At 72.7% G+C, this 26,260-nt stretch carries 23 protein-coding genes; 11 read left to right on the top strand and 12 right to left on the bottom strand.

From position 1 onward, the window contains the following. The first annotated feature begins 492 nt into the window (after window positions 1–492). The 3 genes from ACLIBK_RS18495 to ACLIBK_RS18485 all read left to right on the top strand — a co-directional run bounded on the left by ACLIBK_RS18495 (window position 493) and on the right by ACLIBK_RS18485 (window position 6,499). Window positions 493–1,854 carry an IgGFc-binding protein gene (locus ACLIBK_RS18495; RefSeq protein ID WP_415388763.1) on the top strand — a complete coding sequence of 454 codons (1,362 nt, stop codon included), beginning with the start codon at window positions 493–495 and terminating at the stop codon, window positions 1,852–1,854. 675 nt (window positions 1,855–2,529) lie between these two features. Next, complete coding sequence (gene lysA, locus ACLIBK_RS18490) at window positions 2,530–3,873, top strand: diaminopimelate decarboxylase (protein WP_415388762.1); 1,344 nt, start codon at window positions 2,530–2,532, stop codon at window positions 3,871–3,873. A 4-nt stretch (window positions 3,874–3,877) separates the two neighbouring features. After that, window positions 3,878–6,499: a TIGR02302 family protein gene (locus ACLIBK_RS18485; RefSeq protein ID WP_415388761.1), complete on the top strand. Its 2,622-nt coding sequence runs from the start codon at window positions 3,878–3,880 to the stop codon at window positions 6,497–6,499. Window positions 6,500–6,663: 164 nt separating this feature from the next. Here ACLIBK_RS18485 and ACLIBK_RS18480 read toward each other — a convergent pair whose 3' ends face one another. Beyond that, a complete protein-coding gene (locus ACLIBK_RS18480) occupies window positions 6,664–7,662 on the bottom strand; it encodes an MBL fold metallo-hydrolase (RefSeq protein WP_415388760.1) in 999 nt (332 codons plus the stop codon). Between the two features lie 194 nt (window positions 7,663–7,856). Here ACLIBK_RS18480 and purU point away from each other — a divergent pair, with 194 nt between their 5' ends. The 3 genes from purU (at window position 7,857) to ACLIBK_RS18465 (ending at window position 9,986) form a co-directional block, all read left to right on the top strand. Beyond that, window positions 7,857–8,720: a formyltetrahydrofolate deformylase gene (gene purU / locus ACLIBK_RS18475; RefSeq protein ID WP_415388759.1), complete on the top strand. Its 864-nt coding sequence runs from the start codon at window positions 7,857–7,859 to the stop codon at window positions 8,718–8,720. A gap of 85 nt (window positions 8,721–8,805) precedes the next feature. Next, on the top strand, window positions 8,806–9,015 hold the full coding sequence (locus ACLIBK_RS18470; RefSeq protein ID WP_415388758.1) for a hypothetical protein: 210 nt from the start codon (window positions 8,806–8,808) through the stop codon (window positions 9,013–9,015). Between the two features lie 116 nt (window positions 9,016–9,131). Then, window positions 9,132–9,986 carry an MBL fold metallo-hydrolase gene (locus ACLIBK_RS18465; protein ID WP_415388757.1) on the top strand — a complete coding sequence of 285 codons (855 nt, stop codon included), beginning with the start codon at window positions 9,132–9,134 and terminating at the stop codon, window positions 9,984–9,986. A 166-nt stretch (window positions 9,987–10,152) separates the two neighbouring features. Here the strand turns inward: ACLIBK_RS18465 and ACLIBK_RS18460 are convergent, their stop codons facing one another. From ACLIBK_RS18460 to ACLIBK_RS18450, 3 genes are all read right to left on the bottom strand, one after another. Next, window positions 10,153–11,034: a cupin domain-containing protein gene (locus ACLIBK_RS18460; RefSeq protein ID WP_415388756.1), complete on the bottom strand. Its 882-nt coding sequence runs from the start codon at window positions 11,032–11,034 to the stop codon at window positions 10,153–10,155. Window positions 11,035–11,084: 50 nt separating this feature from the next. Beyond that, complete coding sequence (locus tag ACLIBK_RS18455) at window positions 11,085–12,062, bottom strand: tripartite tricarboxylate transporter substrate binding protein (protein WP_415388755.1); 978 nt, start codon at window positions 12,060–12,062, stop codon at window positions 11,085–11,087. Window positions 12,063–12,313: 251 nt separating this feature from the next. Then, on the bottom strand, window positions 12,314–14,539 hold the full coding sequence (locus ACLIBK_RS18450; protein WP_415388754.1) for a primosomal protein N': 2,226 nt from the start codon (window positions 14,537–14,539) through the stop codon (window positions 12,314–12,316). Between the two features lie 35 nt (window positions 14,540–14,574). Between ACLIBK_RS18450 and fsa the strand changes: the two genes are divergently transcribed. From fsa to ACLIBK_RS18435, 3 genes are all read left to right on the top strand, one after another. After that, complete coding sequence (gene fsa / locus ACLIBK_RS18445) at window positions 14,575–15,237, top strand: fructose-6-phosphate aldolase (RefSeq protein WP_415388753.1); 663 nt, start codon at window positions 14,575–14,577, stop codon at window positions 15,235–15,237. Window positions 15,238–15,326: 89 nt separating this feature from the next. Then, window positions 15,327–15,980 carry a hypothetical protein gene (locus ACLIBK_RS18440; protein ID WP_415388752.1) on the top strand — a complete coding sequence of 218 codons (654 nt, stop codon included), beginning with the start codon at window positions 15,327–15,329 and terminating at the stop codon, window positions 15,978–15,980. Continuing rightward, window positions 15,977–16,915 carry a tyrosine recombinase XerC gene (locus ACLIBK_RS18435; protein WP_415388751.1) on the top strand — a complete coding sequence of 313 codons (939 nt, stop codon included), beginning with the start codon at window positions 15,977–15,979 and terminating at the stop codon, window positions 16,913–16,915. The genes ACLIBK_RS18440 and ACLIBK_RS18435 overlap by 4 nt, the downstream gene beginning before the upstream one ends. 73 nt (window positions 16,916–16,988) lie before the next feature. Here ACLIBK_RS18435 and ACLIBK_RS18430 read toward each other — a convergent pair whose 3' ends face one another. The 5 genes from ACLIBK_RS18430 to ACLIBK_RS18410 form a co-directional block, all read right to left on the bottom strand. After that, on the bottom strand, window positions 16,989–17,702 hold the full coding sequence (locus tag ACLIBK_RS18430; protein ID WP_415388770.1) for a 3-keto-5-aminohexanoate cleavage protein: 714 nt from the start codon (window positions 17,700–17,702) through the stop codon (window positions 16,989–16,991). A 17-nt stretch (window positions 17,703–17,719) separates the two neighbouring features. After that, the gene (locus ACLIBK_RS18425; RefSeq protein ID WP_415388750.1) at window positions 17,720–17,998 is read right to left on the bottom strand and encodes a PGPGW domain-containing protein; all 279 of its coding nucleotides are present in this window, start codon (window positions 17,996–17,998) and stop codon (window positions 17,720–17,722) included. A gap of 135 nt (window positions 17,999–18,133) precedes the next feature. Then, entirely contained in the window at window positions 18,134–19,279 is a 1,146-nt protein-coding gene (metX, locus tag ACLIBK_RS18420; protein WP_415388769.1) for a homoserine O-acetyltransferase MetX, read from the bottom strand. A 132-nt stretch (window positions 19,280–19,411) separates the two neighbouring features. Beyond that, window positions 19,412–19,855, bottom strand: coding sequence for a hypothetical protein (locus ACLIBK_RS18415; protein WP_415388749.1), 444 nt, complete (start codon window positions 19,853–19,855; stop codon window positions 19,412–19,414). Window positions 19,856–19,938: 83 nt separating this feature from the next. After that, complete coding sequence (locus ACLIBK_RS18410; protein ID WP_415388748.1) at window positions 19,939–21,285, bottom strand: amidase family protein; 1,347 nt, start codon at window positions 21,283–21,285, stop codon at window positions 19,939–19,941. Window positions 21,286–21,672: 387 nt separating this feature from the next. Between ACLIBK_RS18410 and ACLIBK_RS18405 the strand changes: the two genes are divergently transcribed. Then, a complete protein-coding gene (locus tag ACLIBK_RS18405) occupies window positions 21,673–22,800 on the top strand; it encodes an LVIVD repeat-containing protein (protein WP_415388747.1) in 1,128 nt (375 codons plus the stop codon). A gap of 8 nt (window positions 22,801–22,808) precedes the next feature. Then, window positions 22,809–23,777: a tripartite tricarboxylate transporter substrate-binding protein gene (locus tag ACLIBK_RS18400; RefSeq protein ID WP_415388746.1), complete on the top strand. Its 969-nt coding sequence runs from the start codon at window positions 22,809–22,811 to the stop codon at window positions 23,775–23,777. Between the two features lie 130 nt (window positions 23,778–23,907). Here the strand turns inward: ACLIBK_RS18400 and ACLIBK_RS18395 are convergent, their stop codons facing one another. The 3 genes from ACLIBK_RS18395 to ACLIBK_RS18385 form a co-directional block, all read right to left on the bottom strand. Further along, complete coding sequence (locus ACLIBK_RS18395; RefSeq protein WP_415388745.1) at window positions 23,908–24,678, bottom strand: enoyl-CoA hydratase/isomerase family protein; 771 nt, start codon at window positions 24,676–24,678, stop codon at window positions 23,908–23,910. Beyond that, window positions 24,675–25,382: a 3-oxoacid CoA-transferase subunit B gene (locus tag ACLIBK_RS18390; RefSeq protein ID WP_415388744.1), complete on the bottom strand. Its 708-nt coding sequence runs from the start codon at window positions 25,380–25,382 to the stop codon at window positions 24,675–24,677. The genes ACLIBK_RS18395 and ACLIBK_RS18390 overlap by 4 nt, the downstream gene beginning before the upstream one ends. 130 nt (window positions 25,383–25,512) lie before the next feature. Continuing rightward, window positions 25,513–26,193 (bottom strand): 3-oxoacid CoA-transferase subunit A, encoded by a 681-nt coding sequence (locus ACLIBK_RS18385; protein ID WP_415388743.1) that lies wholly within the window; start codon window positions 26,191–26,193, stop codon window positions 25,513–25,515. Window positions 26,194–26,260 lie beyond the last annotated feature (67 nt).

The following is a 26,260-nucleotide window of genomic DNA, read 5'->3' as shown; positions in this document are numbered from 1 at the left end:
GCCGCCTCGTCCGTGACTACGAGCGCCTCCCCGAAACCCTCGCGGGCCTGCATCTCGTCGCCTTCGCCTGCCTCATGCTCAAGAACCTCCTCAACCTGGAGCAGGTCCACAACAGCCTCTAGGACCGAGCGATTCTAGGCTCCGGACTCACAACACACGGCGTTTGTGCACAGCCGTCTACCGTCCATGAACCCAGGCAGCCAGAAAACACGAGAGCACTCCCTAGCTTAGCGAAGAGCCAGACCGGAGTCCGAGGGTCAACAGTCCCGAAGGCCAGCTCGCTTTTATATTTCGCACCACACTGAGCAAGCTGATCCTGGACGTCTCGTTCGCCGGCGCGTCGGAGAACCTTACGACTTCATTCCGGGTTCATGATGCTTGGCATGAATATGCAATAATTTCAATCACTTCCATTGCGGCACGGAGTTTGCCTTCTGGGCCCCGGTGCTGCCCAGGCCGCGCCTTGCGACAACAAATGGGAGATTGCTCGAGATGCGAGTGAGACAAACTCTTCTAGCAGGCGTCGCTGGCTTAGCTCTTGCCGTCTTGCCTTTCGGCGCACGGGCCGGCGAAATCTTCTTCGATTTCAACCAAAACTTGGTCAATCCAAATGCTTCCGTCTTTCTCTTCGGCACGCCGGGCCAGACCGCAGCGGTAACAACACGCTCCGGCTTCTCGACAGGTGTCACTCTGAACGCACAGGGTTTCTTCAACCTGCCGATACCTAACAGCTTCCAGCAATCCGGTACGGGTATCCGGGATACTGGTTTCCAGGTGTCGTCGTCCGGCGCAATTGGCGGCTACTTCGTCAACCGCGCGACCGCCTCGACCGATATGACCTATCTGCTGGACCGCACTGCGCTCGGGACGAACTACGTCGTTGCCAGCCAGGGCGGCGGGTTCGGAGAAGGTAGCCAAGTTGCGATTCACGCAGTTCAAGACGGCACGACTGTCACCTTCACGCCGCGGGGTGGCGCGCCCATCACGGTGACCCTCGCGGCGGGGGAGACCTACAAATATGCCGGGAGCGCCACCGACCTCACGGGCTCGTTGGTCGAGGCGAATGCGGAGGTGGCAGTCTTCTCCGGCCATTCCTGCGCGCAGGTTCCGGTCGGACGTACATTCTGCGATACGCTGATTGAGCAGATGATCCCGACCGATAAGCTCTCGGACAGTTACTTGGTAACAGCTTCGGGCGGCGCTGATCTGGCCAATGGCGACCTGATGCGGGTCGTTGCCACAGAAGACAACACTGCTGTGAGCGTCAACGGTACCGCGGTGGCCACCCTCAACACCGGCGATACGTATGAGTTCACGCTCGCCCCAGGCTCGGGCGCACAGATTGAGGCGAGCAACCCTGTCCTCGTTGCCCAATACCTCCAGGGAGGTAGCGGCGGGAACACTGACCCTGCCTTCTCGGTCGTGCCAGGCGCTGACACTTACCTGGACGCTTACAAGCTCGCCACGCCGAGCGGCGACCAAGCGTTCAACGTCAACTACGCATCACTCGTGGTGCCGACAGCGGTCCTTGGATCACTCGAACTGAACGGCTCCTCGGTGGACACGAGCGGATTCTCGGGCATATCCGGAACGACGTTCAGCCGCGGTCTCGTGGACCTGCCGCTCGGCCTCTTCACCCTCACGGCGGACGACCCGTTCCTGGTTATGCTCGGTGGTGGCAGCCAAGCGGACAGCTACTTCACCTATGGCGGCAGCACCTTCGCCCCGGGCATCTCGCCGCCTCCGCCCCCGCCTCCGCCGACAAACGTGCCTGAGCCTGCGAGCCTCGGTCTTTTCGGGCTCGGCCTCATAGGACTGGTGGCATCGCGTCGCCGTCGGCGTGCACCGGCCTGACGTGGGAGACGGCGGTGGTAGCCAAAGAGGGGCTGCCACCGCCCATTCGGCATCGGTGCGGTGCTCCCCTGCAAAGTTGGCCGTGAGTGACCTCTGCAGGCTGCCTGGCTGTGATTGGGAGGCGGTCGGGTTAGTCGACTGCTTGAATGATGCTGGTGAGGAGAGCCGTCAAAAGCGCCCTGAGGTGGGCGAGGATTTTGCAAACCTTGTGGCCGCAGCCGCGGGGGGGGCAGGGAAAAGGGTGTCGCCGAGGGCACCTTTGAAGTCGATCAGCGCTAAATGCCTAACGTAAAGAAATTTGATCCAAAGGATATTCGCAACATCCGCAATCGCTTGAGCACCCGGAACCCAGCAATCGCCGTGTTATTTGGGGCGATTTGGCTGGCCACGAGGAAAAGGAACTGCTGCTGAACGGCGTTCTCCTTTCGCACTGGGTGGACCGCTGAAGGCAGAGGATTAGTGAACAACTTGGCAGAATTCCATCGGAACCCGATGCGCACGTTGGGGAGCGCGCGATCAGCAATCGGCAACGGACCATTTAGGTTCAGGACCGATAAATAGCCGCACATAGACCTAGTAAATCAAGGCAGGGAGCCTAAACATCTCCGCTTTTCAAATAGAACTTTCAGCGCCAACCTTTCCATTTCCATCACCTGCTCCCATAACCACTCCACCATGCCCTCTCCCCTCGCCTCGCCCGCCACCACCGAAGACCCGTCCTTCGCCGAACTGCTCGCTCAGCGGCCACAGCTCACCGCCCACGCGCAGGACGGGCTCTGCCTGGAGGACGTCCCCCTCGCCCGCATCGCGGCCGAGGTCGGCACCCCCACCTGGGTGTATTCCGCCGGCACGCTGCGCCGTCGCTTCCGCGCCCTGCGGGACGCGCTGGCCGCCGCCGGGCTGAACAGCACGATCCACTACGCCATGAAGGCCAACGACAACCTCGCCGTGGCCGGGCTGCTGGCGAAGGAGGGCGCCGGCGCCGACGTGGTCAGCGAGGGCGAGCTGCGCGCAGCCCTGGCCGCCGGCATCCCGGGCAACCGCATCGTGTTTTCCGGCGTCGGCAAGACGGCGGCGGAAATCCGGCTGGCGCTGGAACACGACATCTTCCAGCTCAATGCTGAGAGCGCGGAGGAGGTCGAGACCATCGCCGCCCTCGCGGAGGGCATGGGCCGCCGCGCCCCGGTGGCGATCCGCGTCAACCCCGACGTGGACGCCCGCACCCACGCCAAGATCACCACCGGCAAGGCGGAGAACAAGTTCGGCGTCGCCATCGCCGACGCCGCGGCGCTGTATGCCCGCATGGCCGCGCTGCCGGGCATCCGCCCCATCGGCATCGCCGTGCATATCGGCAGCCAGATCACCGAGGGGCTGTCCGCCTACCGCGTCGCCTACACCAAGGTCGCCGACCTCGTGCGCGAGCTGCGCGCGCGGGGGCTGCCGGTGGAGCGGGTGGACGGTGGCGGCGGCCTGGGCATCCCCTATCGCGACGAGATCGCCCCGCTGCCCGAGGCGCTGGCCGGTGCCCTGGCCGCCGGGCTCGGGCCGCTCGGCCTGCCCGTGATGATCGAGCCGGGGCGCTGGATCGCCGGGCCGGCGGGCGTGCTGCTGAGCCGCGTGGTGCTGCACAAGCGCGGCGCCACCCGGCGCTTCGCGGTGCTGGACGCCGGCATGAACGACCTGATGCGCCCCGCCCTGTACGACGCCTGGCACGGGCTGGTGCCGGTGGCGCCGCACCAGTTCCACGCCCCCCTCTCCCCCGCCGAGGTGGTGGGCCCGGTCTGCGAGACCGGGGACACCTTCGCGCGGGGCCGGCACCTGCCGGAACTGGCGCCGGGGGACGTGATGGCCTTCCTGGATGCCGGGGCCTACGGCGCCGCCATGTCCTCCACTTACAATGCGAGACCTTTGGCGGCCGAGGTTCTGGTGGACGGCCACCGCTGGGCCGTGGTCCGCTCGCGCCAGCCCGTCGAGGACCTCCTGGCGCGGCAGAGCGTACCGGACTGGCTGCTGGGATGAGTGCATGAACGATCTGCCGGAGGGTGTGTTCCGCGGCCTCGGGCGCCAGCGTCGGCTGGCGCGCGGGGCGTTGTTCTGGGAAGCCCTCTGGCCACGCGCCTGGCCGGTGCTGGGGGTGGCGGGGCTGTTCGTGCTCGCCGCCCTGTCCGGCGTGTTCCTGCACCTGCCGGCCTGGGGGCATTCCGCCCTGCTGGCAGGGTTCGCCGCGGCGCTGGGGGCGGCGCTGTGGCGCGCCGGCCGGGGCTTCGCGGCGCCCGGCGCGGCGGCGGCGGACCGGCGGATCGAGCAGGCTTCGGGGCTGAAGCACCGGCCGCTGGCCACCCTGGCGGACCGGCCCTCGGGAAGCGACCCGGCGACGCTGGCGCTGTGGCGGGCGCACCTCGCCCGGCAGGCGGCGAAGCTGCGGAACCTGCGGGTCGGCGGCCCTCGGCCCGGCCTGCCGGCGCGCGACCCGCGGGCGCTGCGGCTGGGGCTGGTGGTGGCGCTGGTGGCGGCCGTCTGCGTGGCGGGCGGCGAGGCCGGGGAACGGCTGCGGCGCGCCTTCACCCCCGCGGTGGCCGCGCCGCCGGCGGTGCCGGGGCTACGGCTGGAAGCCTGGGTGACGCCGCCGGCCTATACCGGCGCGGCGCCGGTGTTCCTGTCGGCGGCGGGGGGCAACGTGTCCGTGCCCGCGGGTTCGGCGCTGCGGCTGGCGGTGTCGGGCGGGACGGGCGGGGTGCCGGAGCTGGTGCTGGCCGGCGCGGCGACGCCCTTGCAGGCGCTGGACGGGCCGCCGGCCACCAGCTTCAGCGCGGAACGGCCGCTGGACAGTGGCGGGCGGCTGGCGCTGCGGCGGGACGGGCGGGACATCGCGGTGTGGTCGCTCTCCGTGCAGGCGGACGCGCCGCCGACGATCAGCTTCAGCGAGCCGCCGGGTCCGGCGCCGCGCGGGCTGACCACCCGGCTGCCCTGGCGGGCGGAGGATGACTGGGGCATCGCCGCCGCACAGGCCGAGCTGCGGCTGGACGCGCGCCCGGGCGCCGCGCCGGTGACGGTGGAACTGCCCCTGCCCGCCGGCGCCGCGCGCAACCCGCGCGGCACGGCGCAGCCGGACCTGTCGGCGCATCCCTGGGCCGGGCTGCCGGTGCAGGCGCGGCTGGCGGCCCGCGACGGCGCCGGGCAGGAGGGGACCTCCGACACGGTGGTGTTCACCCTGCCGGAGCGGCCCTTCGAGCATCCGGTGGCGCGCGCTCTGGTGGCGATCCGCAAGGCGCTGTCGCTGAACCCCGCCGGGCGCGACGCGGCGCGGGAACAGCTGGGCATCATCGCCGACGCGCCGGACGCCTTCGAGAACCACACCGCTACCTTCCTGGCGCTGCGCGTCGCCCGCGCCCGGCTGCGCCGCGACGACCGGCCGGAAGCGGTGGGCGAGGTGCAGGAGATCCTGTGGGACGTCGCCCTGGCGCTGGAGGAAGGCCGGGTGGACCGCACCGCCCGCGCCCTGGCCGAGGCCCGGCAGGCGCTGCGCGAGGCGCTGGAGAACCGCGACCCCGAGCGCAGCGCGGAGGAGCGCCGCGCCGAGATCGACCGCCGCATCCAGGAACTGCGTGAGGCGGTGCGGCAGCACATGGAAGCGCTGGCCGACCGTTTGCAGCGGGAGAACGCGGAAGCGATGCCCAGCGATCCCTCGCAGCGGCTGATGGACCGCCGCGACCTGGAGCGCCGCACCGAGCGCATGCGCGAGGCGGCGCGCGAGGGCCGCGACGAGGACGCGCAGCGCGAGCTGGCCGAACTGGAGGAGATGCTCAAGGCGCTGGAGGAGGGCCGCGTCGCCCGCGCCGAGAACAACCAGCGCCAGCGGCAGCAGGGGCGCGAGCGTGGGCAGCAGCAGATGGGCGCGCTGCAGGACATGGTGCGGCGGGAGTCGGAGCTGCTGGACCGCTCGCACCAGCGCGCCGATGCCGAGGGGCAGCGGCAGGCGCAGGAGCGGCGGCCCTTCCCCAACCGCCGGCCGCCCAACCCGTCCCAGGGCGGGCCACCGCCGCAGCAGGGCCAGGGCGAGCAGGACCGCCAGCAGGCCGAGCGCGACGGGCAGGCCGACGCCCGCACCCAGCGCGCCCTGCGCCGGGCCCTGGGCGAGCTGATGCAGCAGTTCGGCGACCTGACCGGCGAGGTGCCGGAACAGCTGGGCCGTGCCGACCAGGCGATGCGCGAGGGCGCCGAGGCGCTGGCCCAGGGCGGCGACGCCCGGCCGCACCAGGAGCGCGCCCTACGCGAGCTGGCCGAGGGCGGACGACAGATGGCGCAGTCCATGCAGCGCCAGTTCGGCCAGCGCGGCCAACAGGGGGAGCAGGGCGAGGACGGCGACGAGGACGGCGACGGCACCCCCGACACCGCCCAGGGCGGGCAGCAGGGCGGCCAGGGCCAGGACGAGGCGACGCAGCTCGGCCAGGGGCGCGACCCGCTGGGCCGCCGCACGCAGGAGGCCACCGGCAGCGCGGAGGAAGGCGGCGACACCCGCGTGCCCGACGAGGCGGAGGTGCTGCGCACCCGTCGCATCCAGGAGGAGCTGCGCCGCCGGGTCGGCGAGCGCGAGCGGCCGCCGCAGGAGCTGGACTACCTAGATCGGTTGCTGAAGCGGTTCTGAGGGCGGCGGGGCGGCAAGAAGCCGGGGGGAAGTATCCCCCCGGACCCCCTTCTGTTTTCGGGAGTTCTCGGGTGCGCCGGTGGCCGCCGGTGTTCTTCTACTCCTGAAAAAAGGAGGGGGCTCGGGGGAGTTCACTCCCCCGACCTTTCTTCCCCGCAGCCGCCTCAGCTGCCCCGCATCAGCCGCAGCCGCGCCGCCTGGGCGCATTCGTCGGTGACGCGGAAGTAGCGCGCCACGGCCTCGGCACCGTTCTCGAAGGGGCTCGGCTCGCCCAGGCGGCGGCTGGGCAGCATGCGGATCTTGGTCACCGCGTTGTCGAACTCGGAATGGTTGGACAGCAGCACGGTGGCTCCGGCCTCGCGTGCGGAGGCGGCCATGCGGCGCTGCGAGGCGATATAGGTGTCGAAATGCGGCACGTCGTTGATGAAGTTGAAGGCGGTGCCGCCGGAATAGGCCACCGTCAGGGTCCGCGCGCCGTCGCGCACCGGGAAGATCATGGACAGCGTGCCGGGGGTGTGGCCGGGGGTGTGGATCAGCCGCACGGCCGTGTCGCCCAGGGTGATGGTCTGGCCGTCCATCGCCACCACGTCGCGCCGCGGCTTGCCGTTGGGGAACTGGTTGCGCGAGGCTTCCACCAGCGACCAGTCCTCGGCGCTCATCACCACCCGCGCGCCCAGTTGCTGCTGCAGGATGTGGGCGCCGCCGACATGGTCGCCGTGCCCGTGCGACACGATCACGTACTTCACGCTGGCGGGGTCGAGGCCGAGCTTGCGCAGGCCGCCGATGATCTCCTCCTCGGTGGCGTAGTCGTAGAGGGTATCGATCAGGATGATCCCCTCGCTGGTGGTCAGCGCCCAGGCGGAGTGGACCAGGGTGCCGACGAAGTAGAGGTTGTCGAAGACCCGCGCCGGCTCGCTGTACCAGGTGTCGCGCGCCGGCGGCGGGCGCGGGGCGACGTCGGCGCCGGGGCCGGTCTGCGGCGCGACGCAGATCCGCGCCAGGGTGCCGGTGAAGTCGAAGGCGGCTGCGGCCTTGGCGGCGGCGAGGTGCTGTTCCGGCGTGTCCGCCGCGGGGGGCTGGGCCGGGGCCTGGGCCTGGGCGGCGGTGGCCAGCCCCGTCAGCAGGGCGAGCGCGAGCGGCAGGCGGCTGGGATGGGTGCGCATGGTTTCCTCCGAGCCCCGCATTCCGGACGGCGGGACGTCGCGGGAAGCCTAGACCCGTTCCGGCCCGGCGGTGCCACCCGTATCGTGTTCAGGACCTCGTCCGCGGGGAAACGGCCTCCTGCCCCGGTCCTGGGGCATGCAGAACCGGCTGGCCCCGCTTGACGCGGCCGCCGGACGCGGTACGGCCCGGTGTCATGAGCGCCACGCAGCACGTCCTGACCCTGTCCTGCCCCAACCGCCCCGGCATCGTCGCTGCAGTCGCCACGAGCCTGTTCGAGGGTGGCCGCAACATCCTGGAGGCCCAGCAGTTCGACGACACCGAGACGGGCAAGTTCTTCATGCGCGTGGTGTTCGACCATCCCGGCCCGGCGCCGGAGGATGCCGCGCTGCGCGCCGGGCTGGCGGCGCTGGCGGAACGCTTCGGCATGCGCTGGTCGCTGCGCAACCGCGCCGACCGTCCGCGGGTGATGCTGCTGGCCTCCAAGTTCGACCACTGCCTGGCCGACATCCTGTACCGCTGGCGCCTGGGCGAGCTGCCGATGGAGCTCACCGCCATCGTGTCCAACCACGGCCGGGAAAACTACGCGCATCTCGACCTGGACGGCGTGCCCTTCCACCACCTGCCGGTGACGCGGGAAACCAAGATGGAGCAGGAAGCGCAGATCTGGGCGCTGGTGCAGGAAACCCGCTCCGAGCTGGTGGTGCTGGCGCGCTACATGCAGATCCTGTCGGACGGGCTGGCGGCCAAGCTGGCGGGGCGCTGCATCAACATCCACCATTCCTTCCTGCCGGGCTTCAAGGGCGCCCGCCCCTATCACCAGGCGCATACCCGCGGCGTGAAGCTGATCGGCGCCACGGCGCACTACGTCACCGCCGACCTCGACGAGGGGCCGATCATCGAGCAGGACGTGGAGCGCATCTCCCACCACGACACGCCCGACGACCTGATCCGCATTGGCCGCGACATTGAGCGCCGGGTGCTGGCCCGCGCCATCCGCTGGCATCTGGAGGACCGGGTGATCCTGAACGGGCGCAAGACCGTGGTGTTCCACAGCTGACGCCGCGCGCCGTTTCGCCGGCTGGCTGGAACTTCCGCGGCCGCCGGGCGCTGCAACGATATCCCCAAGCAGGACGCCCCGGGCCATGAGCGGTGACCTCCCGAGAACCAGCGACGACGACCGGCTGGACGAGCAGGGCATGGAGTCCTTCCCGGCCTCCGACCCGCCGGCCCCGCCCAACGTGATCGGGCCGGTGATCGACCCCGAGAACGACCTGCCCCCCGAGGAGCAGGTGGAAGCGCCGCACGAGACCATCCGCGACTGGCGCGGCGAATTTCCCCTGCGCGGCAGCTGAGTTCCCCGGGAAGCTCCCCGAGGCTTCCCTTTCGCGGCGGGACCCGACACACCCCCGGCGGGACCGCCGCGCCGCGGCGCGGCCCCCTACACCTCGCCGGTCGTGGAGCGCATCGCATGGATCTCGCCGCCCCCTCCCCCAGTTCCCGCCGCTTCGGGCGCTACACCGTCACCACGCTGCTGGACGGCGTGATGGCGCTGCCGGTCGCGCTGCTGTCCGAGGTGGAAGGGCGCGACGCCCTGCTGCGCGCGGCGGGGCTGGACCCGGCCGGCACCGTGCCCACGGCGGTGAACGCCTTCGCGCTGCAGGACGGGGAGGCGCTGTCCCTGATCGATGCCGGGCTCGGCCCGATCCGCGGCCCGGAGATGGGGCAGGCCGTGCCGGCGATGCGAGCGGCCGGGCTGGACCCGGCCCAGGTTTCCGCCGTGGTGATGACCCACCTGCACACCGACCACGCCGCCGGGCTGCTGGACGCCGAGGGCCGGGCCGCCTTTCCGGCCGCCCGGCTGCTGGTGCCGGCGGAGGAGGCACGCTTCTGGCGCGAACTGGCGCGCACGGGCGAGCTGCCCCGCGCGCCGGAGCGGATGATCCGCGTCGCCTGCGACGTGATGGAGATCTACGCCGACCGCCTGTCGCTGTTCGAGGCGGGCGAGGAACCGCTGCCCGGGCTGCGCGCCGAGGCCCTGCCCGGCCACACCCCCGGCCACACCGGCTTCCGCATCGGCGCCGGGCCGGACGGGCTGCTGATCTGGGGCGACATCACCCATTGCCCGGTCCTGCAGGTGCCGCTGCCGCGAACCTCCATCGGCTTCGACGTGGACCCGGAGCTCGCCGCCGCGACCCGGATGCGCTGCCTAGCCGAGGTGGCGGCCGAGGGCATCACCGTGGCGGGCTGCCACCTCGGCCACGGCGGCTTCGCCCGGGTCGAGGCGGACGGCGCGGGGAGCTGGCGCATCCTGCCGCTGAGCTGAGGCGTGGGCGTCCGTCGCGGCGCGGCCTCCCATGGAGGGCCGCGCCGAGGCTTTCCGGGACGGGGGCGAGGTCATCCACCCCGTCGCCCACTCCCGCGCGGTCGCGGCAAAGCTGCCTTCACCGCGTGCCGTCGCCGGAATGGGCTCCGGCCGGCGGGGGCCAGGTCTAGGAGGCGAGCACCAGCTCCTCTTCCGGCGTCTCCTCCGCCTCGACGGCTGGGGTCTCGGACAGGCGGGGCAGCCCGTAGTGCAGCAGCTCGGTCGTCTCGGTGGCGCGGAGCGTGACGGTTTCGCCGCGCTCCAGGTACACCGTGCCGTGGCGGTCGAGGCTGCGGCTGGCAACCTCACCCCGACCGTCGAGCACGAACCAGATGCCGTGGCCGGCCAGCTGCGCCTGCGCGCCGGGCTCGATCCGCAGCAGCCCGCCTTCCGTGCGGCCTTCCCCGAAGACGCCGAGCAGTTTCTCCGACACGCCCGGCTCGTCCTCGCGCGCCGTCCAGGTAAAGGCGTTGGAGGCCATGAACACCGGCGAGGTGAAGCGCGGCTTGGGATAGGTCATGCGCCGGCCGTGCCGGTGCTCCCAGATCGCCTGGTAGGCGTCGCGGCCCGGCTTGGTCTCGCCGTGGCGGAAGAACATGCCGTCGCGGAACTCGCCGAAGGCCTCGACCTCCTTCATCGCCGCCTTGACCTCACGGGGCAGCAGGTAGCCGCTGCCGCTCGCGCCGCCGAATTGCAGCACCGCCATGGTGCAGGGCTCCGGGTTGGTCTGCGCGCCGTAGGGCGTGCCCTCGGGGAAGTAGCCGAGCATGCCGGGCTTCATGCGCCCTTCCCGCTCGAAGTCCGAGGTGCCCTGCATCACGTAGCGGAACTGGTCGAAATTGTGCCGGTGGCGCGGCGAGTAGAAATCGGCGCCGACCTCGGACACGGAGAACTTGAAGTTGCCCGGCGTCCCCGGCGTGCCTTCCAGGACCGTCTGGGACCGGAAGCCACCCTTGCGGTGCTCCAGGCCCCGGATCATCGGGACCTCCTCGATGGCGACGATTTTCACGATCGTGTCCTCCCTTATGTTTCGCGCGATGAAGGCTGGCCGAGGCACCCCTATTCCGGCTTGATCCCGGCCTGCTGCACGACCTCCGTCCAGCGACGCAGATCGGCGGCGATGATCCCTGCGAATTCCTGGCGCGATGTTCCGGTCAGGGAAACGTCGCGCCCGGCCATCTGCTCCTGGATCGCGGGCTCCGCGATAATCTCGCGGATGGCGGCGTTGTAGCGGTCCAGGATCTCGTCGGGCGTGCCGGCCGGTGCCGCCACGCCGTACCAGCTGCCCGCGTCCACGTCGCCGAGTCCCACCTCCGCCAGTGTCGGTACGGCCGGCGCCAGCGGCGAGCGCCGGTCGCCCGACAGGGCGAGGAGCGCGGCATTCCCCTCCTTGGCGAGCGACAGGGCCGTGGCGAGGCTCGCGAACATCACCTTCACCCGCCCGCCGGCGAAGTCCTGCCACGCCATGGCGCTGCCCCTGTAGGGGATATGCGTCAGCTCCGTGCCTGTGCGCAGCTTGAACAGCTCCATCCCCATGTGGAAGGGCGTGCCGACGCCGGGAGATGCGTAGTCGATCACCCCGGGCTTCTCCTTCGCGAGGCGCACGAGTTCGGCCACGCTGCGCGCGGGCAAGGACGGGTGGACGACCAGCGCCGCGCGGCTGGTGCCGACCAGGGTGATCGGCGCGAAGTCGCGGACGGGGTCGTAGGGCAGCGTGGCGAAGAGCGGCGGGTTCATCACCAGCGTGTTCACCGCCATCAGCAGGGTATGGCCGTCGGGAGCGGCGCGGGCGACGTTCTGCGCGGCGATGTTGCCGCTGGCGCCGGCGCGGTTGTCCACCACGAAGGGCTGGTGCCAACGTCCTTGCAGGCGGTCGGCGATCAGCCGGGCCAGGATGTCGGTGGTGGTGCCGCCGGTGATGCCGACCACCACCGTCACGGGACGGCCGGAGAGGGACTGGGCCCGGAGCGGGGCCGGCAAGGCCGGCGCGAGCGACGCGGCGGCGCTTCCGGCCAGGATCGAACGGCGGGACAGCATAAACGGCCTTCCTCCCCGAACCGCGCTCCTGCCGGAAGTTTATCCGGGGCGCGGCCATTTTCTCGGAGGTGGAGCGATACGGCGCAGCACCTCGGGGATGAGCCTGCGAGCAAGGCTGCCGCCCTGTCAAATCGGGGCAATACCTCCCAATGCCGGATTCCACCCCGCCGGGCGGACCGTATCCCAGTTCTTTCCCGCACGGCGCGGCACGCGCTCCGGAGGGGAAGGCTTCACCGCCGCGGGAGCGGCGCCTACAGGAAGCTGACGGGGTCCACGTCCACCTGCACCCGCACCGCGGCCGGGACCTCGACGCGGCTGAGCCAGTCCCACAGCAGCGGCTGCACCGCCACGTCGCGGCGGGCCTTGAGCAGCAGCCGCCGCCGGTGCCGGCCGCGCAGCATGGCCAGCGGCGCCGGCGCGGGGCCCAGCACCTGCACCCCGTCCCCGCCCGGCGCCTGCAGCCCGAGGTCGCGGGCCACGCGGTCGGCGGCGCGCTCATCCTCGGAGGACACGATCAACGCCGCGAGGCGGCCGAAGGGAGGCCAGCCGCCGGGCCGGCGGGAGGCCGCTTCCTCCACCATGAAGCTGTCGAGGTCGCCGGAGATCAGCGCCTTCATCACGGGATGCTCGGGCACCCAGGATTGCAGCAGCACCTTGCCCGGGCTCTCCGCGCGTCCCGCCCGGCCGGCCACCTGGTGCAGCAGCTGCACCGTGCGTTCCGCCGCGCGCAGGTCGCCGCCGGCCAGGCCCAGGTCGGCATCCACCACCCCCACCAGGGTCAGGTGCGGGAAGTGCCAGCCCTTGGCGACGATCTGGGTGCCGATCACCAGGTCCACCTCGCGCTCCGCCACCTGCCGCGCGGCTTCCGCCGCCGCCGCCGGGCCGGGAATGGTGTCGGAGGCCATCACGAGGCGGCGCGCTTCGGGAAACAACGCGGCCGCTTCCTCCTGCACCCGCTCCACCCCGGGGCCGATGGCGGTCAGGCTGCCTTCCGCACCGCATTCCGGGCAGAACTGCGGGGTGGGCTCGGTGTGGCCGCAATGGTGGCACTGCAGCTGGCGGCGGGCGCGGTGCTCCACCAGCCAGGCGGTGCAGTTCGGGCAGCGCATGCGGTGGCCGCAGGAGCGGCACAGCGTCATCGGCGCGTAGCCGCGGCGGTTCAGGAACAGCATCGCCTGCTCGCCGCGCGCCAGCGTGTCGTGCACCGCCTGCACCAGCGGCGGGCTGAGGAAGCGGCCGCGCTCGGGGGGGACCTTGCGCAGGTCGAGCACGCCGACCTCCGGCAAGCCGGCGCCGCCGTGACGGCGCGGCAGGGACAGCGCGGTGTAGCGGCCGGTCTCGGCGTTGTTCAGGGTTTCCAGGGAGGGCGTGGCGGAGACCAGGACGCAGCCGGCGCCGGCCAGGCGGGCGCGCACCACGGCCATGTCGCGGGCGTGGTAGATCACGCCCTCCTCCTGCTTGAAGGCGGTCTCGTGCTCCTCGTCCACGATGAGGAGGCCGAGGTCGGGAAAGGGCAGGAACAGGGCGGAGCGGGCGCCCACCAGGACCTGCACCTCGCCTTCCGCCACGGCGCGCCAGGTGTTGCGGCGGCGGCGGCCGCCCAGCTCGGAATGCCAAAGGGCGGGCGGGCAGCCGAAGCGGGTCTGGAAGCGCTCCAGCCACTGGGCGGAAAGGGCGATCTCCGGCAGCAGCACCAGCGCCTGCCGGCCCTGGCGCAGGCACTCCGCCACCGCGTCCAGGTAGACCTCGGTCTTGCCGGAACCGGTGACGCCGGCCAGCAGCGTCACCCCGAACGCGCGTTCCCGCACCAGCGCGATCAGGGAGGCCGCGGCCTCAGCCTGCTCGGGCATCAGGGAGGGGCCGGGGTGCTCGGGGTCGGGGCGTGGAAAGGCCACCGGGCGGGGCAGCAGCGCCGGCTCGATCATCCCGGCATCGGCCATGCCGCGCAGCACGCCGGGCGAGGCGCCGGACTCGTCGGCGATCTCGGCGCCCGCGCGCGGTTCGCCCGGCAGCAGCACGTCCAGGATGCGGCGGCGCGCCTCGGTGAGGCGGTAGCCGGGGGCGCCGCGCTTGGCGGCTTCGCCACCGGCGCTCAGGCGCCAGCCGGCCTGCTGGCCGGGAGGTTCCAGGGCGGAGGGCACGCTCATGGCCATGCGCAGCACCGCGCCGGGGGGTGCGAGCGTGTAGGCAGCCACCCAGTCCACGAAGCGGCGCAGGCTCTCGGCCATCGGCGGCACGAGGAGGGTGCCGAGGATGTCCTTGAGTCGGCCTTCCTTCAGCGTCGGGTCGGGCACGCCGTCCCAGACCACGCCCTGCAACTCGCGCCCGCCCAGCGGCACCTCCACGAAGGTGCCGGGTTCCGGTACCGCCATGCCCTCGGGCACGCGGTAGTCGTAGGTGCCGTCCAGCGGCAGGGGCAGCAGCACCTTGACGCGCGGGCGCAGCGGCCCAACGGGCTTTTTCACCGGGGAAGGCATGCTATGGGTGCGCCGCACAACGCAAGGCGGCACCGATGAAGTTCTTCGTGGACACCGCGGAGGTCTCCGAGATCCGCGCCCTGGCCGAGACCGGCCTGCTCGACGGCGTCACCACCAACCCTTCCCTGATCGCCAAGGCCAACCGTCCGATGGCCGAGGTCATCGCCGAGATCTGCGAGATCACCCCGGGCCCCGTTTCGGCCGAGGTCACGGCGCTCGACTACGACGGCATGATGCGGGAAGGCGAGCACCTCCGCCGCATCGCGAGCAACGTCGTGGTGAAGCTGCCGCTGACCGAGGCGGGGCTGCGCGCCTGCAAACATATGGTGAACGAAGGGGCCATGGTCAACGTGACCCTGTGCTTCTCGGCGGTGCAGGCGCTGCTCGCGGCCAAGGCCGGAGCCACCTACATCTCCCCTTTCATCGGCCGGCTGGACGATATCGGCCAGGACGGGATGGGGCTGATCGCCGACATCATGCAGATCTACAAGGCCTACCCGCACCTCAAGACCGAGGTGCTGGCGGCCTCCATCCGGCACCCCGTGCACCTGCTGCAGGCGGCCAAGCTGGGCGCCCATGTCGCCACGCTGCCGCCAGCGGTGATCCGTTCCCTGGTCAAGCACCCGCTGACCGACAAGGGGCTGGATGCCTTCATGGCGGACTGGACGAAGACCGGGCAGAGCATCCTGTCCGCGTAACCGTCCCACCACGTAACGGTCGGGGACGCGCGGTAGCCGGCCGCGGCGGACCGTAGCCGGCCGCGGCGGGACCGGGCAGGATGGCGGGGATGCCTTCCCTTCCCCGTTCCGCGGAAGACGAGGAGGCCGAGCAGGTCGCCACCTGGCTCGCCGCCCGTCCCCGCTTCCTGGTCGACCGGCCCACGCTGTATCGCCGCCTCGTGCCGCCCCGCCGGGTGCATGGCGAGGTCCTGGCCGACCACATGGCCGCCATGCTGGCGGCCGAGCGCGACGCCAGCCGCGACGTCGCGCTGCACCTGCGGCAGGGCGACGCCCTGCTGGCGCGGGTGCAACGCGCGGTGCTGGCGCTGCTGCGCAGCCCGGACCCGGCGGAAACCGTGTCGGCGGAATGGCCGGCGCTGCTGGGCCTGGACGCCGTGACCCTGTGCCGCGAGGGCGAGGCGGCGCGGCACTGGCGCGCCCTACCCGCCGGCAGCCTCGCCCGGCTGCTGCCGCCCAGCCGCAACTGGGTGCTGCGCGACGCCCCCGCCCTGCCCGACGCCGCCACCCTGCACGCCGAAGCGGCGCCGCTGATCGCGCGCGACGCGCTGCTGCGGCTGCGCCCCGGGATGCTGCTGGCCCTGGGCACGCGGGAGGCCGCGCTGCTGCCGCGCCGCGGCGCCGGACCGGCGCTGCTGTTCCTGGCCCAGGCCGCGGCCGCTGCCCTGGGCGCCACCCGGGACGCCGCCGCGGGCGGCCCGTGAGCGAGGGCGGAACCGCCGCGGTGCTGACCGGGCTGCAGGCGCGGGAAGCCTTCCTGGACTGGCTGGCGCGGGAACGCCGGGCCAGCCGCCACACCCTTGCCGCCTATGGCCGCGACCTGTCGGACCTGCTGGGCTTCCTGTGTCACCACCTCGGCGGCGAGCCGGACCTGGCCGCCATCGCCGCGCTGCGCCCGGCCGACCTGCGCGCCTTCCTGGCGCATCGCGCCGCGGCGGGGGCGGGCAACAGCACCCGGGCCCGGCAGCTGGCGGCGGTGCGCAGATTCCTGCACTGGCTGGGCAAGCGGCACGGGGTGGCGCCGCTGGCGCTGGCCGGGCTGCGCGGGCCGCGCGCCCGCCCGCCGGTGCCGCGCGCCCTGACGCCGGACCAGGCCCGCAGCGTGTCGGCCGAGATCGGCGAAGGGCAGGACGACCCGGCGCTCGCGGCGCGCGACGTGGCGCTGTTCACCCTGCTCTACGGCTGCGGGCTGCGCATTTCCGAGGCGCTGGCGCTGAACGTGGGCGATGCCCCCCGGGCGGACCGGGCGCTGCGCGTGCGCGGCAAGGGCGACAAGGAACGGCTGGTGCCCGTGCTGCCGGCCGTGGCCGAGGCGGTGGCGCTGGCGCTGCGGCACCGGCCCGGCGCCGCGCCGGATGAGCCGCTGTTCCTGGGGGCCAAAGGCGGCCGGCTGAACGACGCGGTGGCGCGGGCGGTGATCCAGCGCTTCCGCCGGCTGGCCGGGCTGCCGGAACACGCGACGCCGCATGCGCTGCGGCATTCCTTCGCCACCCACCTGCTGGGGGGCGGCGCCGACCTGCGGGTGATCCAGGAATTGCTGGGCCATGCCAGCCTGTCCACCACCCAGCGCTACGCCGCGGTGGACGCGGCCAAGCTGCTGGACACCTGGCGCAGCGCCCATCCCCGGGCGGAGGGTTAGCCGCGCCGGCTGGTTTCGCGACGCGGCCGTCAGTTTGGGGCGAGGAGCGGCGGCGACGTCTCCAGGTGGGCCGCTAGGCGGGCCCCGGCCCGGCCCGCCGCAGCCCCGCCCGCACCAGCGCGGCGTTGCCCGCGGCCACCCTCCCGTCTGGCAGGTGGTCGCCATCCTCCAGCCCCAGCCGCGCCATCAGCCCCAGCCCGGCCGCGAGGTCGAAGCAGGGCCAGACGCTGCGGCCTTCCCCGTGCAGTTGCCGTTCCGCCGGATGCCCGGCCGCGTCCAGCCGGGCGAGCATGGCGCGGGCCAGGGCCAGTGCCTCTGGTTCCGGCAGGTCCGGCACTTCCAGCAGCACGCGGCGGCAGGCGATCCCCAGCGACAGGAAGCGCTCGGCATCGGCGGGGAAAGCCAGCCCGGCTTCCACCCCGATCCCGGCCTCGTGCATGGCGAGCATGACCGCCGGGGCGTCGGCCTCGCCCAGGTTGACCGAGGCTTCGTCCGGCCGGTCCTGCCCCAGGCCGGCCCAGCCGCGCAGCGCCGCCCGGCGCGCGGCATCGTCGGGCGCGATCCAGGCGCCGGTGGACACCGAGACCGGCAGCCCCGCGGCCCGACGCACCGCGGCGACGGCGGCACCGATGGCGTCCGGCCGCAGCGACTCCCGCCCGGCCGCGTCGCGCGGGTGCAGGTGCAGCGCCACCGCGCCCGCCGCGGCGCAGGCGGCGGCATCGCGGGCCAGGTCGTCGGGGGAAAGCGGCAGGGCGGGATGGAAGCCCGCCGGCCTCGCCCCGTTCAGGCAGGCCTGGATACGGATCAGGCGCGTCCCAGCATCCGGCGGGCGCGCCGGCCCCAGTCGCTCAGGCGCCGGGTCAGCCCTTCCTCCATCGCCTCGACGCGCGCCACGGCGCCCGGCCAGCGCTGGGCCAGCCAGCCCCACCCGCGGGCCGCCCAGGCATGCTGGTCGCGCAGCACGAAGACGCCCAGGGCCAGGAACAGGAAGCCTTGCAGGAAGGGCAGCACGCAGCCCAGCACGCCCAGTACGAGCAGGGACCAGCCAATGGCTTTCCGGGTCGCACTCGGTCGGATGTCCACGCGGGGCGGCCTCCATCTCGGTCGGGGGTGGGCCGCGCGGGGCGGGCCGTTTCCCCGATCAACGCGCGCGGCGCCCTGCGGCTTCCCGCGCCGCGGCGTTCAAATGCCCAGATGCTTTCAAACACCCGGACGCTCTCAAACGCCCAGACGCTCCGCCGCGCCGCGCAGGAAGCCGGCCAGGGTGTGGCGGAACTCCGGCTCCTCCAGCAGGAAGGCGTCGTGGCCCTTGTCGGAGGCGATCTCCACGAAGGAGACGTTGGCGGCCGCCTTGTTCAGCGCCCGCACCACGGCGCGCGATTCCGCCGTGGGAAACAGCCAGTCGGAGGAGAAGGAGGCCAGCAGGAAGCGCGTCGCCGTGCCGCGAAAGGCGGCGCTGAGGTCGCCCGCGTGTTCCGCGGCCAGGTCGAAGTAATCCATGGCGCGGGTGATGGTCAGGTAGGAGTTGGCGTCGAAGCGCCGTACGAAGGTCGAGCCCTGGTGGCGCAGGTAGCTTTCCACCGCGAAGGTGTCTTCCAGCAGCGTCAGCGCCGCCGCCCCCTGCAGCCGGCGGCCGAACTTCCGCGCCAGCGCCTGTTCCGACAGGTAGGTGATATGCGCGATCATGCGCGCCACGCCCAGGCCCTGGGCGGGGATCAGCCCGTCCTCCCAGTAGCGGCCGCCGCGCCAGTCCGGGTCGGCGTGGATGGCGGCGCGGCCGACCTCGTGGAAGGCGATGTTCTGGGCGCTGTGATGCGCCGCGGTGGCGATGGGGGCGCAGGCGAAGACGCGGTCGGGAAAGGTCGCCGCCCATTCCAGCGCCTGCATCCCGCCCATGGAACCGCCCACCACGGCCAGCAGCCGGGAAATGCCGAGGTGCTCCACGAGCCGGGCCTGGGCGCGCACCATGTCGCGGATGGTGACGTGCGGGAAATCCGTGCCCCAGGGGCGGCCGAGGCCGCGGCCGGCGGCGTCGGTCATCTCCTCGCGCGGGCCGCTGGAGCCCATGCAGCCGCCCAGCACGTTGGCGCAGATCACGAAGTAGCGGTCGGTGTCGATCGCGTCGCCCGGTCCCACCACGCCCTGCCACCAGCCCGGCCGTCCCGTCAGCGGGTGGGTTTCCGCCACGTACTGGTCGCCGGTCAGGGCATGGCACACCAGCACGGCGTTGGAACGGTCGGCGTTGAGCGTGCCGTAGGTGCGGTAAGCCACGGCCAGCGGCGCGATCACGGTGCCGCAATCCAGCGCCAGGCCGTCCGCGAAGACGGCGCGCTGGTGGTCGGCGGCGGGCGCCGCGGCGGGCAAGGGTGCGAGAGGTGCTTCGCTCACGGCGGCAAGGCTTAGCGCCGGGACGCGGCAGGGGGAACCCGCCGGGTCAACACGAAGCCGCGCCGGCGGTGCGGAACCGGGGGCTGCGAAGCCCCCGGACCTGCGTGCTTACTTCCAGGATCCCACCGCGGTGCCGTAGCTGGAGTCGTAGTCGGCACGCGGGGAATAGCCGGGGGCCGGGGCATAGGAGGGCGCCGGGGCATAGGCCGGGCCGGGCGCGTAGCGCGGCGGCGGGGCGTAGACCGGGGCCGGCTGGTACACCACCGGCGGCGGCTGGTACACGACGGGCGGGGGCGGGGCGTAGACCACCGGCGGCGGGGCATAGACCACCGCGGGCGGCGGTGCCGCCAGGCCCAGGGCGAGGCCACCCAGCACGCCCACGCCCAGGCCAAGCGCCAACGCACCGCCGCGGTCGTAGCCGCGATGGCCGTAGTAGCCGTGGCCGTGATAACCGCGGTCGTAGCGGCTCCAGGCATGGGCGGGCGCGCTGACGGCCATGCCGAGGGCCAGGGCCCCGAGAGCTGCCGTGGTGATGCGAGTGAGACTGCGCATGTGTTGAACTCCTCACCCGACAAAATGGTGTTGGGCGGTGGCGAAATCGAGGCGCGGCTGCCTCCGTCGCGCGGCGAATTGTGTCAGATCGTAACGGGTTCCACGGGTGCGATGGGCAGCGGCGCGATCACTTCCGCGGCGGCCAGCAGCAGGTCCTCGCGATACCGGCCCGCCACCAGCTGCACCCCCATCGGGCTGCCCGCGGCGGGCGCCGCCTGCCCCGGGGCCGGGCGCGCGGCGGTGGCCACGCTGAGCCCCGGCAGCCCCATCAGCGGCAGGCCGATCTGACACAGCTGCGCCTCGATCACCCGGTCGAACGCCGCCTCGCTTTCCACGTCCAGCAGGTCGGGAAAGGGCGGCTCGGCCGAGACGGGCAGGATCAGCACGGGGTAGCGGTCCAGGAACAGGCTCCATTGCCGCAGGAAGCCCGCCCGGGCCTGCAGGGCGTCGGTCAACCCGTTCTCGCCGGGGACGGGGCAGAGGGCTTCCATGCGGGCGAACACGAAGCTGGCATCCGGGTGGGCTTCCCGCGCCAGGGCGGCGTTCGACCCGCGGCGGCTCTCGGCCAGCCAGAGCATGGCTTGCAGGCGGGCGGGCTCGCGCAGGGGCGGGCACGGGGTTTCCACCACGGTCCAGCCCTTCTCCTGCAGTTGCAGGGCGGCGGCGCGCAGGGCGCGTTCCACCTCCGGCGCGGTGTTCAGCCCTTCCGGGCGGACGCAGAGCGCGGCGCGGCGGGCGGCGGGCGGGCCTTCCAGGGGCGCCGGCACCCACCAGGGGTCGCGCGGGTCGCGCGCCGCCAGGGCGGCCAGGGCCAGGCGCAGGTCGGGGATCGAGCGCGCCAGCGGCCCCGACACCGCCATCAGCTGCGCCCCGATCGCCCGTTCCGGGCCGGAGGCGTTGAAGGCCGCCACCCGCCCCAGCGTCGGCCGCAAGCCGTGCACGCCGCAGGCATAGGCGGGGTAGCGCACGGAGCCGCCGATATCCGTGCCGTGCGCGATCGCCCCGATCCCCGCCGCCAGCGACGCCGCCGCCCCGCCGGAGGAACCGCCGGGCGTCAGCCGGGGATCGTGCGGGTTGCGGGTGTGGCCGTGCAACCCGTTGCGGGTGAACCAGCGCAGGGAGAAGGCGGGCGTGTTGGTGCGCCCCAGCACCACGGCGCCTGCGCGGCGGAGATTGCTGACCACCGGGCTGTCCTCGCGCGCGATCAGCTCGCGCTGCAGGCGCAACCCGTTGGTGGTGGCGAAGCCGGCCTGGTCGGTGTTGACCTTGATCGTCACGGGAACGCCGGCCAGCGGCCCGGGGTCCTCGCCGCCGGCCACCGCAGCATCCACCGCGCGGGCGTCGGCCAGCACCTCGGCGGGACGGTGGTCCACCACGGCGTTGATCGCGGGGTTGGCCGCGTCCAGCCGTGCCAGGGCATCGCGGGCCACTTCCTCGGCGGAGAAGTCGCGCGCACACGCCGGCGGCGATGGCGGCGGCGGAAAGTCGCCAGAACTCGGTCATGCGGTTCGCGCGTCCCCGTGTGGCTGCGGGCCGCACTGTCCGGAAGCGCCGCCGGGGTGTCGAGGGGATGCGATTCGGCGGTGGCGCTGGCCTGGTTCGGACGCTGCGGGTCCGCCTTGCCGCCGCTCAGGCTAAGGGCCCGTGTCATGCCCTGCGCCGGCCTGGCCCGGGAACCTCCGCCGAATTGACACTGCCGGTCCCGGCTGGTTGCCTGCCGTTTCGGCGAATGCGGTTCCGCATCGGCAAAGGGCCGCCCGGGCCCGCGCCGGCCCTGCGCAACCGGGTCCGCCGCCACAGTGCCGGAGGTTCCGCCCATGCCCGATGCCCGCAACACCCGGCTGCTGAGTTCCATCGACTGCCCCGGCGGCGGCCAGGTCTGGGTGGAGGGCAACACGCTGTTCGTGGCGCATATGAGCGCGCCCGCGGGCACCTCGATCTTCGACATCGCCGATCCGAGGAACCCGCGGCTGCTGAGCACGGTGGAGATGCCGGCCGGCTGGCATTCCCACAAGGTGCGCGTGCGCGACGGGTTGATGCTGGTGAATCACGAGCGGCAGAAGCCCGATGCCGACATGGGCTTCGGCGGCGGCCTGGGCATCTACGACGTGTCCGACCCGACGCGGCCGCGCCAGATCACCAAGTGGCGCACCGGCGGCCCCGGCGTGCACCGCTTCGATTTCGACGGGCGCTACGCTTACATTTCGCCGAGTGCCGACGGCTTCATCGGCAACTTCGTGATGATCCTGGACCTGCTCGACCCCGCCAACCCGCGCGAGGCCGGGCGCTGGTGGATCCCCGGCCAGAACGCCGCCGCCGGCGAGGAGTATCCCTGGCCCGCCGACTACCCGAAGCCGCGCTGCCACCATCCGCTGCGGCTGGGCGACCGGCTCTACGTGAGCTACTGGCACCACGGCTTCTTCATCCTCGACATTTCCGACCTGTCGCGGCCCAGCCTGGTGTCGGCGATGAACAGCAGCCCGGCGCACCCGCACCCCACCCACACCTGCCTGCCGATCCCGCAGCCGCTGAAGGGGCGGCAGATCATGGTGGTGGCGGATGAGGACGTGTCCAAGCTGCGCCCTTCCCCGCCCGCCTTTTCCTGGGTCTACGACATCACCGACGAGCGGCAGCCCATGCCCATTGCCACCTTCGACGTGCCGGGGCTGGACCGCGACGGCTCGCCGCAGCCCAACATGACCGGCTGCCACCAGCCCTCGGAAGTGTTTACCGGCACGCGCATTCCCTTCGCCTGGTTTGCCCAGGGCTTGCGGATCGTCGACTTCGCCGATCCTTTCCGCCCACAGGAGGTCGGCCATTTCCGGCCCGACCCGCCGCCGGGTTGCGAGCGCGCCTCCTCCAACGACGTGACCACCGACGCGCGCGGGCTGATCTACCTGACCGACCGGCAGCGCGGCGTGCATGTGATCGAGGCTGTGGCGTGAGCGGCGCGTTGACCGGCCGTCGTGGCCTCGGCGCCCTGCTGGCCGCGGCAGCCGTCGCGCCGCGCGCCGCCCGCGCCGCCTATCCCGACCGTCCCTTGCGGCTGGTGCTGGGCTTCGCGCCGGGCGGCACGGTGGACACGGTGGCGCGCATCCTGGCGCAGGGGCTGACGCCCGTGCTGGGGCAGCAGGTGGTGGTGGAGAACCGCCCCGGCGCCGGCGCCAACCTGGCGGCGGAGGCCGTGGCGCACGGCCCGGCGGATGGCACGGCCCTGCTCTACGGCGTCTTCTCCCACGCCGTGGCGCCGGCGCTGATGCGGCTGAGCTTCGACCCGCTGGTGGACCTGACCGCGGTGTCGCAGGTGGCGCGGGTGCCGGTGTTCATGTTCGCCGCCGGCAACGCGCCCTTCCGCAGCATCGCCGACGTGGTGGCCGCGGCCCGGGCGGCGCCGGGCACGGTGACCTATGCCTCGGGCGGGGTGGGTTCCTCCGCGCATCTGGCGCCGGAGCTGTTCGCCCGCCGCACCGGCGTGCAGCTGGTGCACGTGCCCTATCGCGGCGGCGGGCCCGCCATCCAGTCGCTGCTGACGGGCGACGTGGAGCTGCTCTGCGACACGCCGCAGCCGGCCACCCGCACGTACATCGAGGAAGGCCGCATCCGCGCCCTGGCGGTGATGGGCCGGGAGCGCCTGCCGAGCTATCCCGACATTCCCGCCATCACCGAAGCCGGGCTGGGCGACGGCTTGGAGGTGCAGGCCTGGCAGGGCGTGCTGGTGCGCAGCGGCACGCCGCCGGAGATGGTGGACACGCTGTACCGCGCCATTGCGCAGGTGATGGCCGCCCCCGACACCCGCGCTCGCATCGAGGCGCTGGCGGTGGAACCCATCGCCACCACCCCCGCCGAGTACGGTGCCTTCTTCCGCTCGGAGGTGCTGCGCTGGACGGAGGTGGCGCGGGCGGCGGGCATCACCGCGCAGTAGAGGGCGCGCTGCGGCCCGGCTTCCCGGCTGGGTGCTGCGCCGAGCTGGCGGCCGGGTGCCACCGTGGCACCCGGCCAGGCGGCAGGCCGATAGCCCTGTCGCGCGCCCCGCGCCGTCGCTCCGGTCCGGCCTATTCCGTCCCGAAGCGCGGTTCGCGCTTTTCCAGAAAGGCGCTGCGGCCTTCGGCGTGGTCGGCCGAGAGGAACAGCAGCGTCTGGTAATGGCGCTCGGCTTCCAGTGCCGCGTCCAGACCGGCGGCCAGCATGGTCTTGGTCATCGCCATCGGGGCCGGGGCCTGGGCGGCCAGGAACTGCGCCCGTTCCAGTGCGGTGGCCAGGGCGCTGCCGCTGGGCACCACCTCGTCGGCCAGGCCCCAGCTCTCGGCCTGGGCGGGGGTGATCTGCTGGCCCAGGAACAGGATGCGCTTGGCCCGGCCCAGCCCGACGCGGGCCGGCAGGGTCCAGCCCAGGCCGAGATCGGCCATCAGCCCCACCCGGTTGAAGGCGGCCAGGAAGCGGGCGTTCTCGGCCGTGACCACCAGGTCGCAGGCGCAGGCCAGGGACAGGCCGGCGCCGACGCACCAGCCCTCCACCGCCGCCACCACGGGCTTGGAGCCGGCCACCAGCAGGCGGATCAGCCGGTGGACGCGGCGGAGGCGTTCCCGCCCGGCCAGGGCGTCCGGCACCTGCATGCCCACCAGGTCGCCGCCGGAGCAGAAATTGCCCGAAGCGCCGGTGACCACGATCGCGCGGACGGAGCGGTCGCCCTCGGCGGCTTCCAGCGCGTCGGCCAGCATCTCGCGCAGCGGCAGCGACAGGGCGTTGCGCCGCGCCGCGTCGTCCAGTGTCAGCACCAGCACGGCGCCGTGGCGCGCCTGCTCCAGGCGCGCGGCGTCGCTCACGCCCGGGGGCCTTGCGGGGCGCCGTTTCGCAGCGCGTCGGCCTGCACGGTGCCCTGCGGCGCTTCGGCCGGCAGCACGGGGGCGCCGGTACGCTCGGCCAGCAGTTCCGGCGTCACGCCCGGGGCCAGCTCGCGCACCCGGAAACCCTCGCCCGGCACCACGTCCAGCACCGCGAGGTTGGTGTAGACCCGGCCCACCACGCCCGCGGCCGTCAGCGGGTAGGAGCAGCGCTCCACCAGCTTGGCCGCACCGTCGCGGGTGGTGTGCTCCATCACCACCCAGACGTGCTTGGCCCCGGCCGCGAGGTCCATGGCGCCGCCCACGGCGGGGGCGCTGTCGTTCTCGCTGGTGGCCCAATTGGCGATGTCGCCATTGGCCGCGACCTCGAAGGCGCCCAGCACGCAGAGGTCGATATGGCCGCCGCGGATCATCGCGAAGCTGTCGGCGTGGTGAAAGAAGGAGCCGCCGGGCCGCAGCGTCACCGGCTGCTTGCCGGCGTTGATCAGCCAGGGGTTGGCGTGCTCCGCATCCGGCGCCGGACCCATGCCGAGCAGGCCGTTCTCGCTGTGCAGCACGACCTCGTGCTCGGCGGGGATGTGGTCGGCCACCAGGGTGGGAATGCCGATGCCGAGGTTTACGGCCCAGCCTTCGGGAATGTCGGCCGCCACTCGGGCCGCCATCTGCGCGCGCGTCCAGGGTGTCATGCGGGGCTCCGCTTCGGGTGTTGCACTCATGCCGGTCGGACCGGCGGGACTGGTGGGCGCGCGGCCGGGCACGGCGCGGCCGCCGTCCGGCGGGGCGGCAGCGCGGCGACGCGGTGCGCGCGGGACGGCATCAGGCCCAGGGCGCGCCGCGGTCGACGCGAATCACCCGCTGCACGAAGAGGCCGGGGGTGACCACGCGGTCGGGCTCGATCTCGCCGAGGTTTCGCAGGTGCTGCACCTGGGCCACCGTGAGCGCCGCGGCGGTGGCCATCACCGGGTTGAAGTTGCGCCCGGAATCCCGGTAGGCGAGGTTGCCCCAGCGGTCGCCTTCCCAGGCTTCCACCAGCGCCACGTCGCCGTGCAGCGCGAGTTCCATGACGTGCGGGCGGCCGTTGAACTCGCGCACCTCCTTGCCCTGCGCTAAGCGCGTGCCGGCCGCGGTGGGGGTGAAGAAGGCGGGGATGCCGGCGCCAGCGGCGCGCATGCGCTCGGCCAGGGTGCCCTGGGGCACGATCTCCAGCTCCAGCTTGCCGGCTCGGTAGAGCTCCTCGAACACCACGGAGCCGGAGGAGCGCGGAAAGGAGCAGATGATGCGCCGGACACGGCCGAGCTCCATCAGCCGGGCCAGGCCGGTGCGGCCGGTGCCGGCGTTGTTGGCCACCACCGTCAGCTCCTTGGCGCCCTGCTCGATCAGGCCCTCGATCAGGTCGTCGGGCTGGCCCACGGCGCCGAAGCCGCCCACCAGCACGGTGGAGCCGTCGCGCACGCCCTCCAGGGCCTCGGCCATGCTGCGAACCGTCTTGTCGATCATGCGCCCGCTCTTCTCCCCTGGCCTTGCCGCTGTCGTCCAGCCGGGTTGCTAGCGCGCGCGCCCGGCG

This window comes from Roseomonas sp. BN140053, from assembly GCF_047690175.1.
In the GTDB taxonomy this organism is placed as follows: domain Bacteria; phylum Pseudomonadota; class Alphaproteobacteria; order Acetobacterales; family Acetobacteraceae; genus Roseomonas.
Note: the sequence above shows the minus strand (reverse complement) of the source record. Positions and strands in the feature narration are given on the sequence as shown.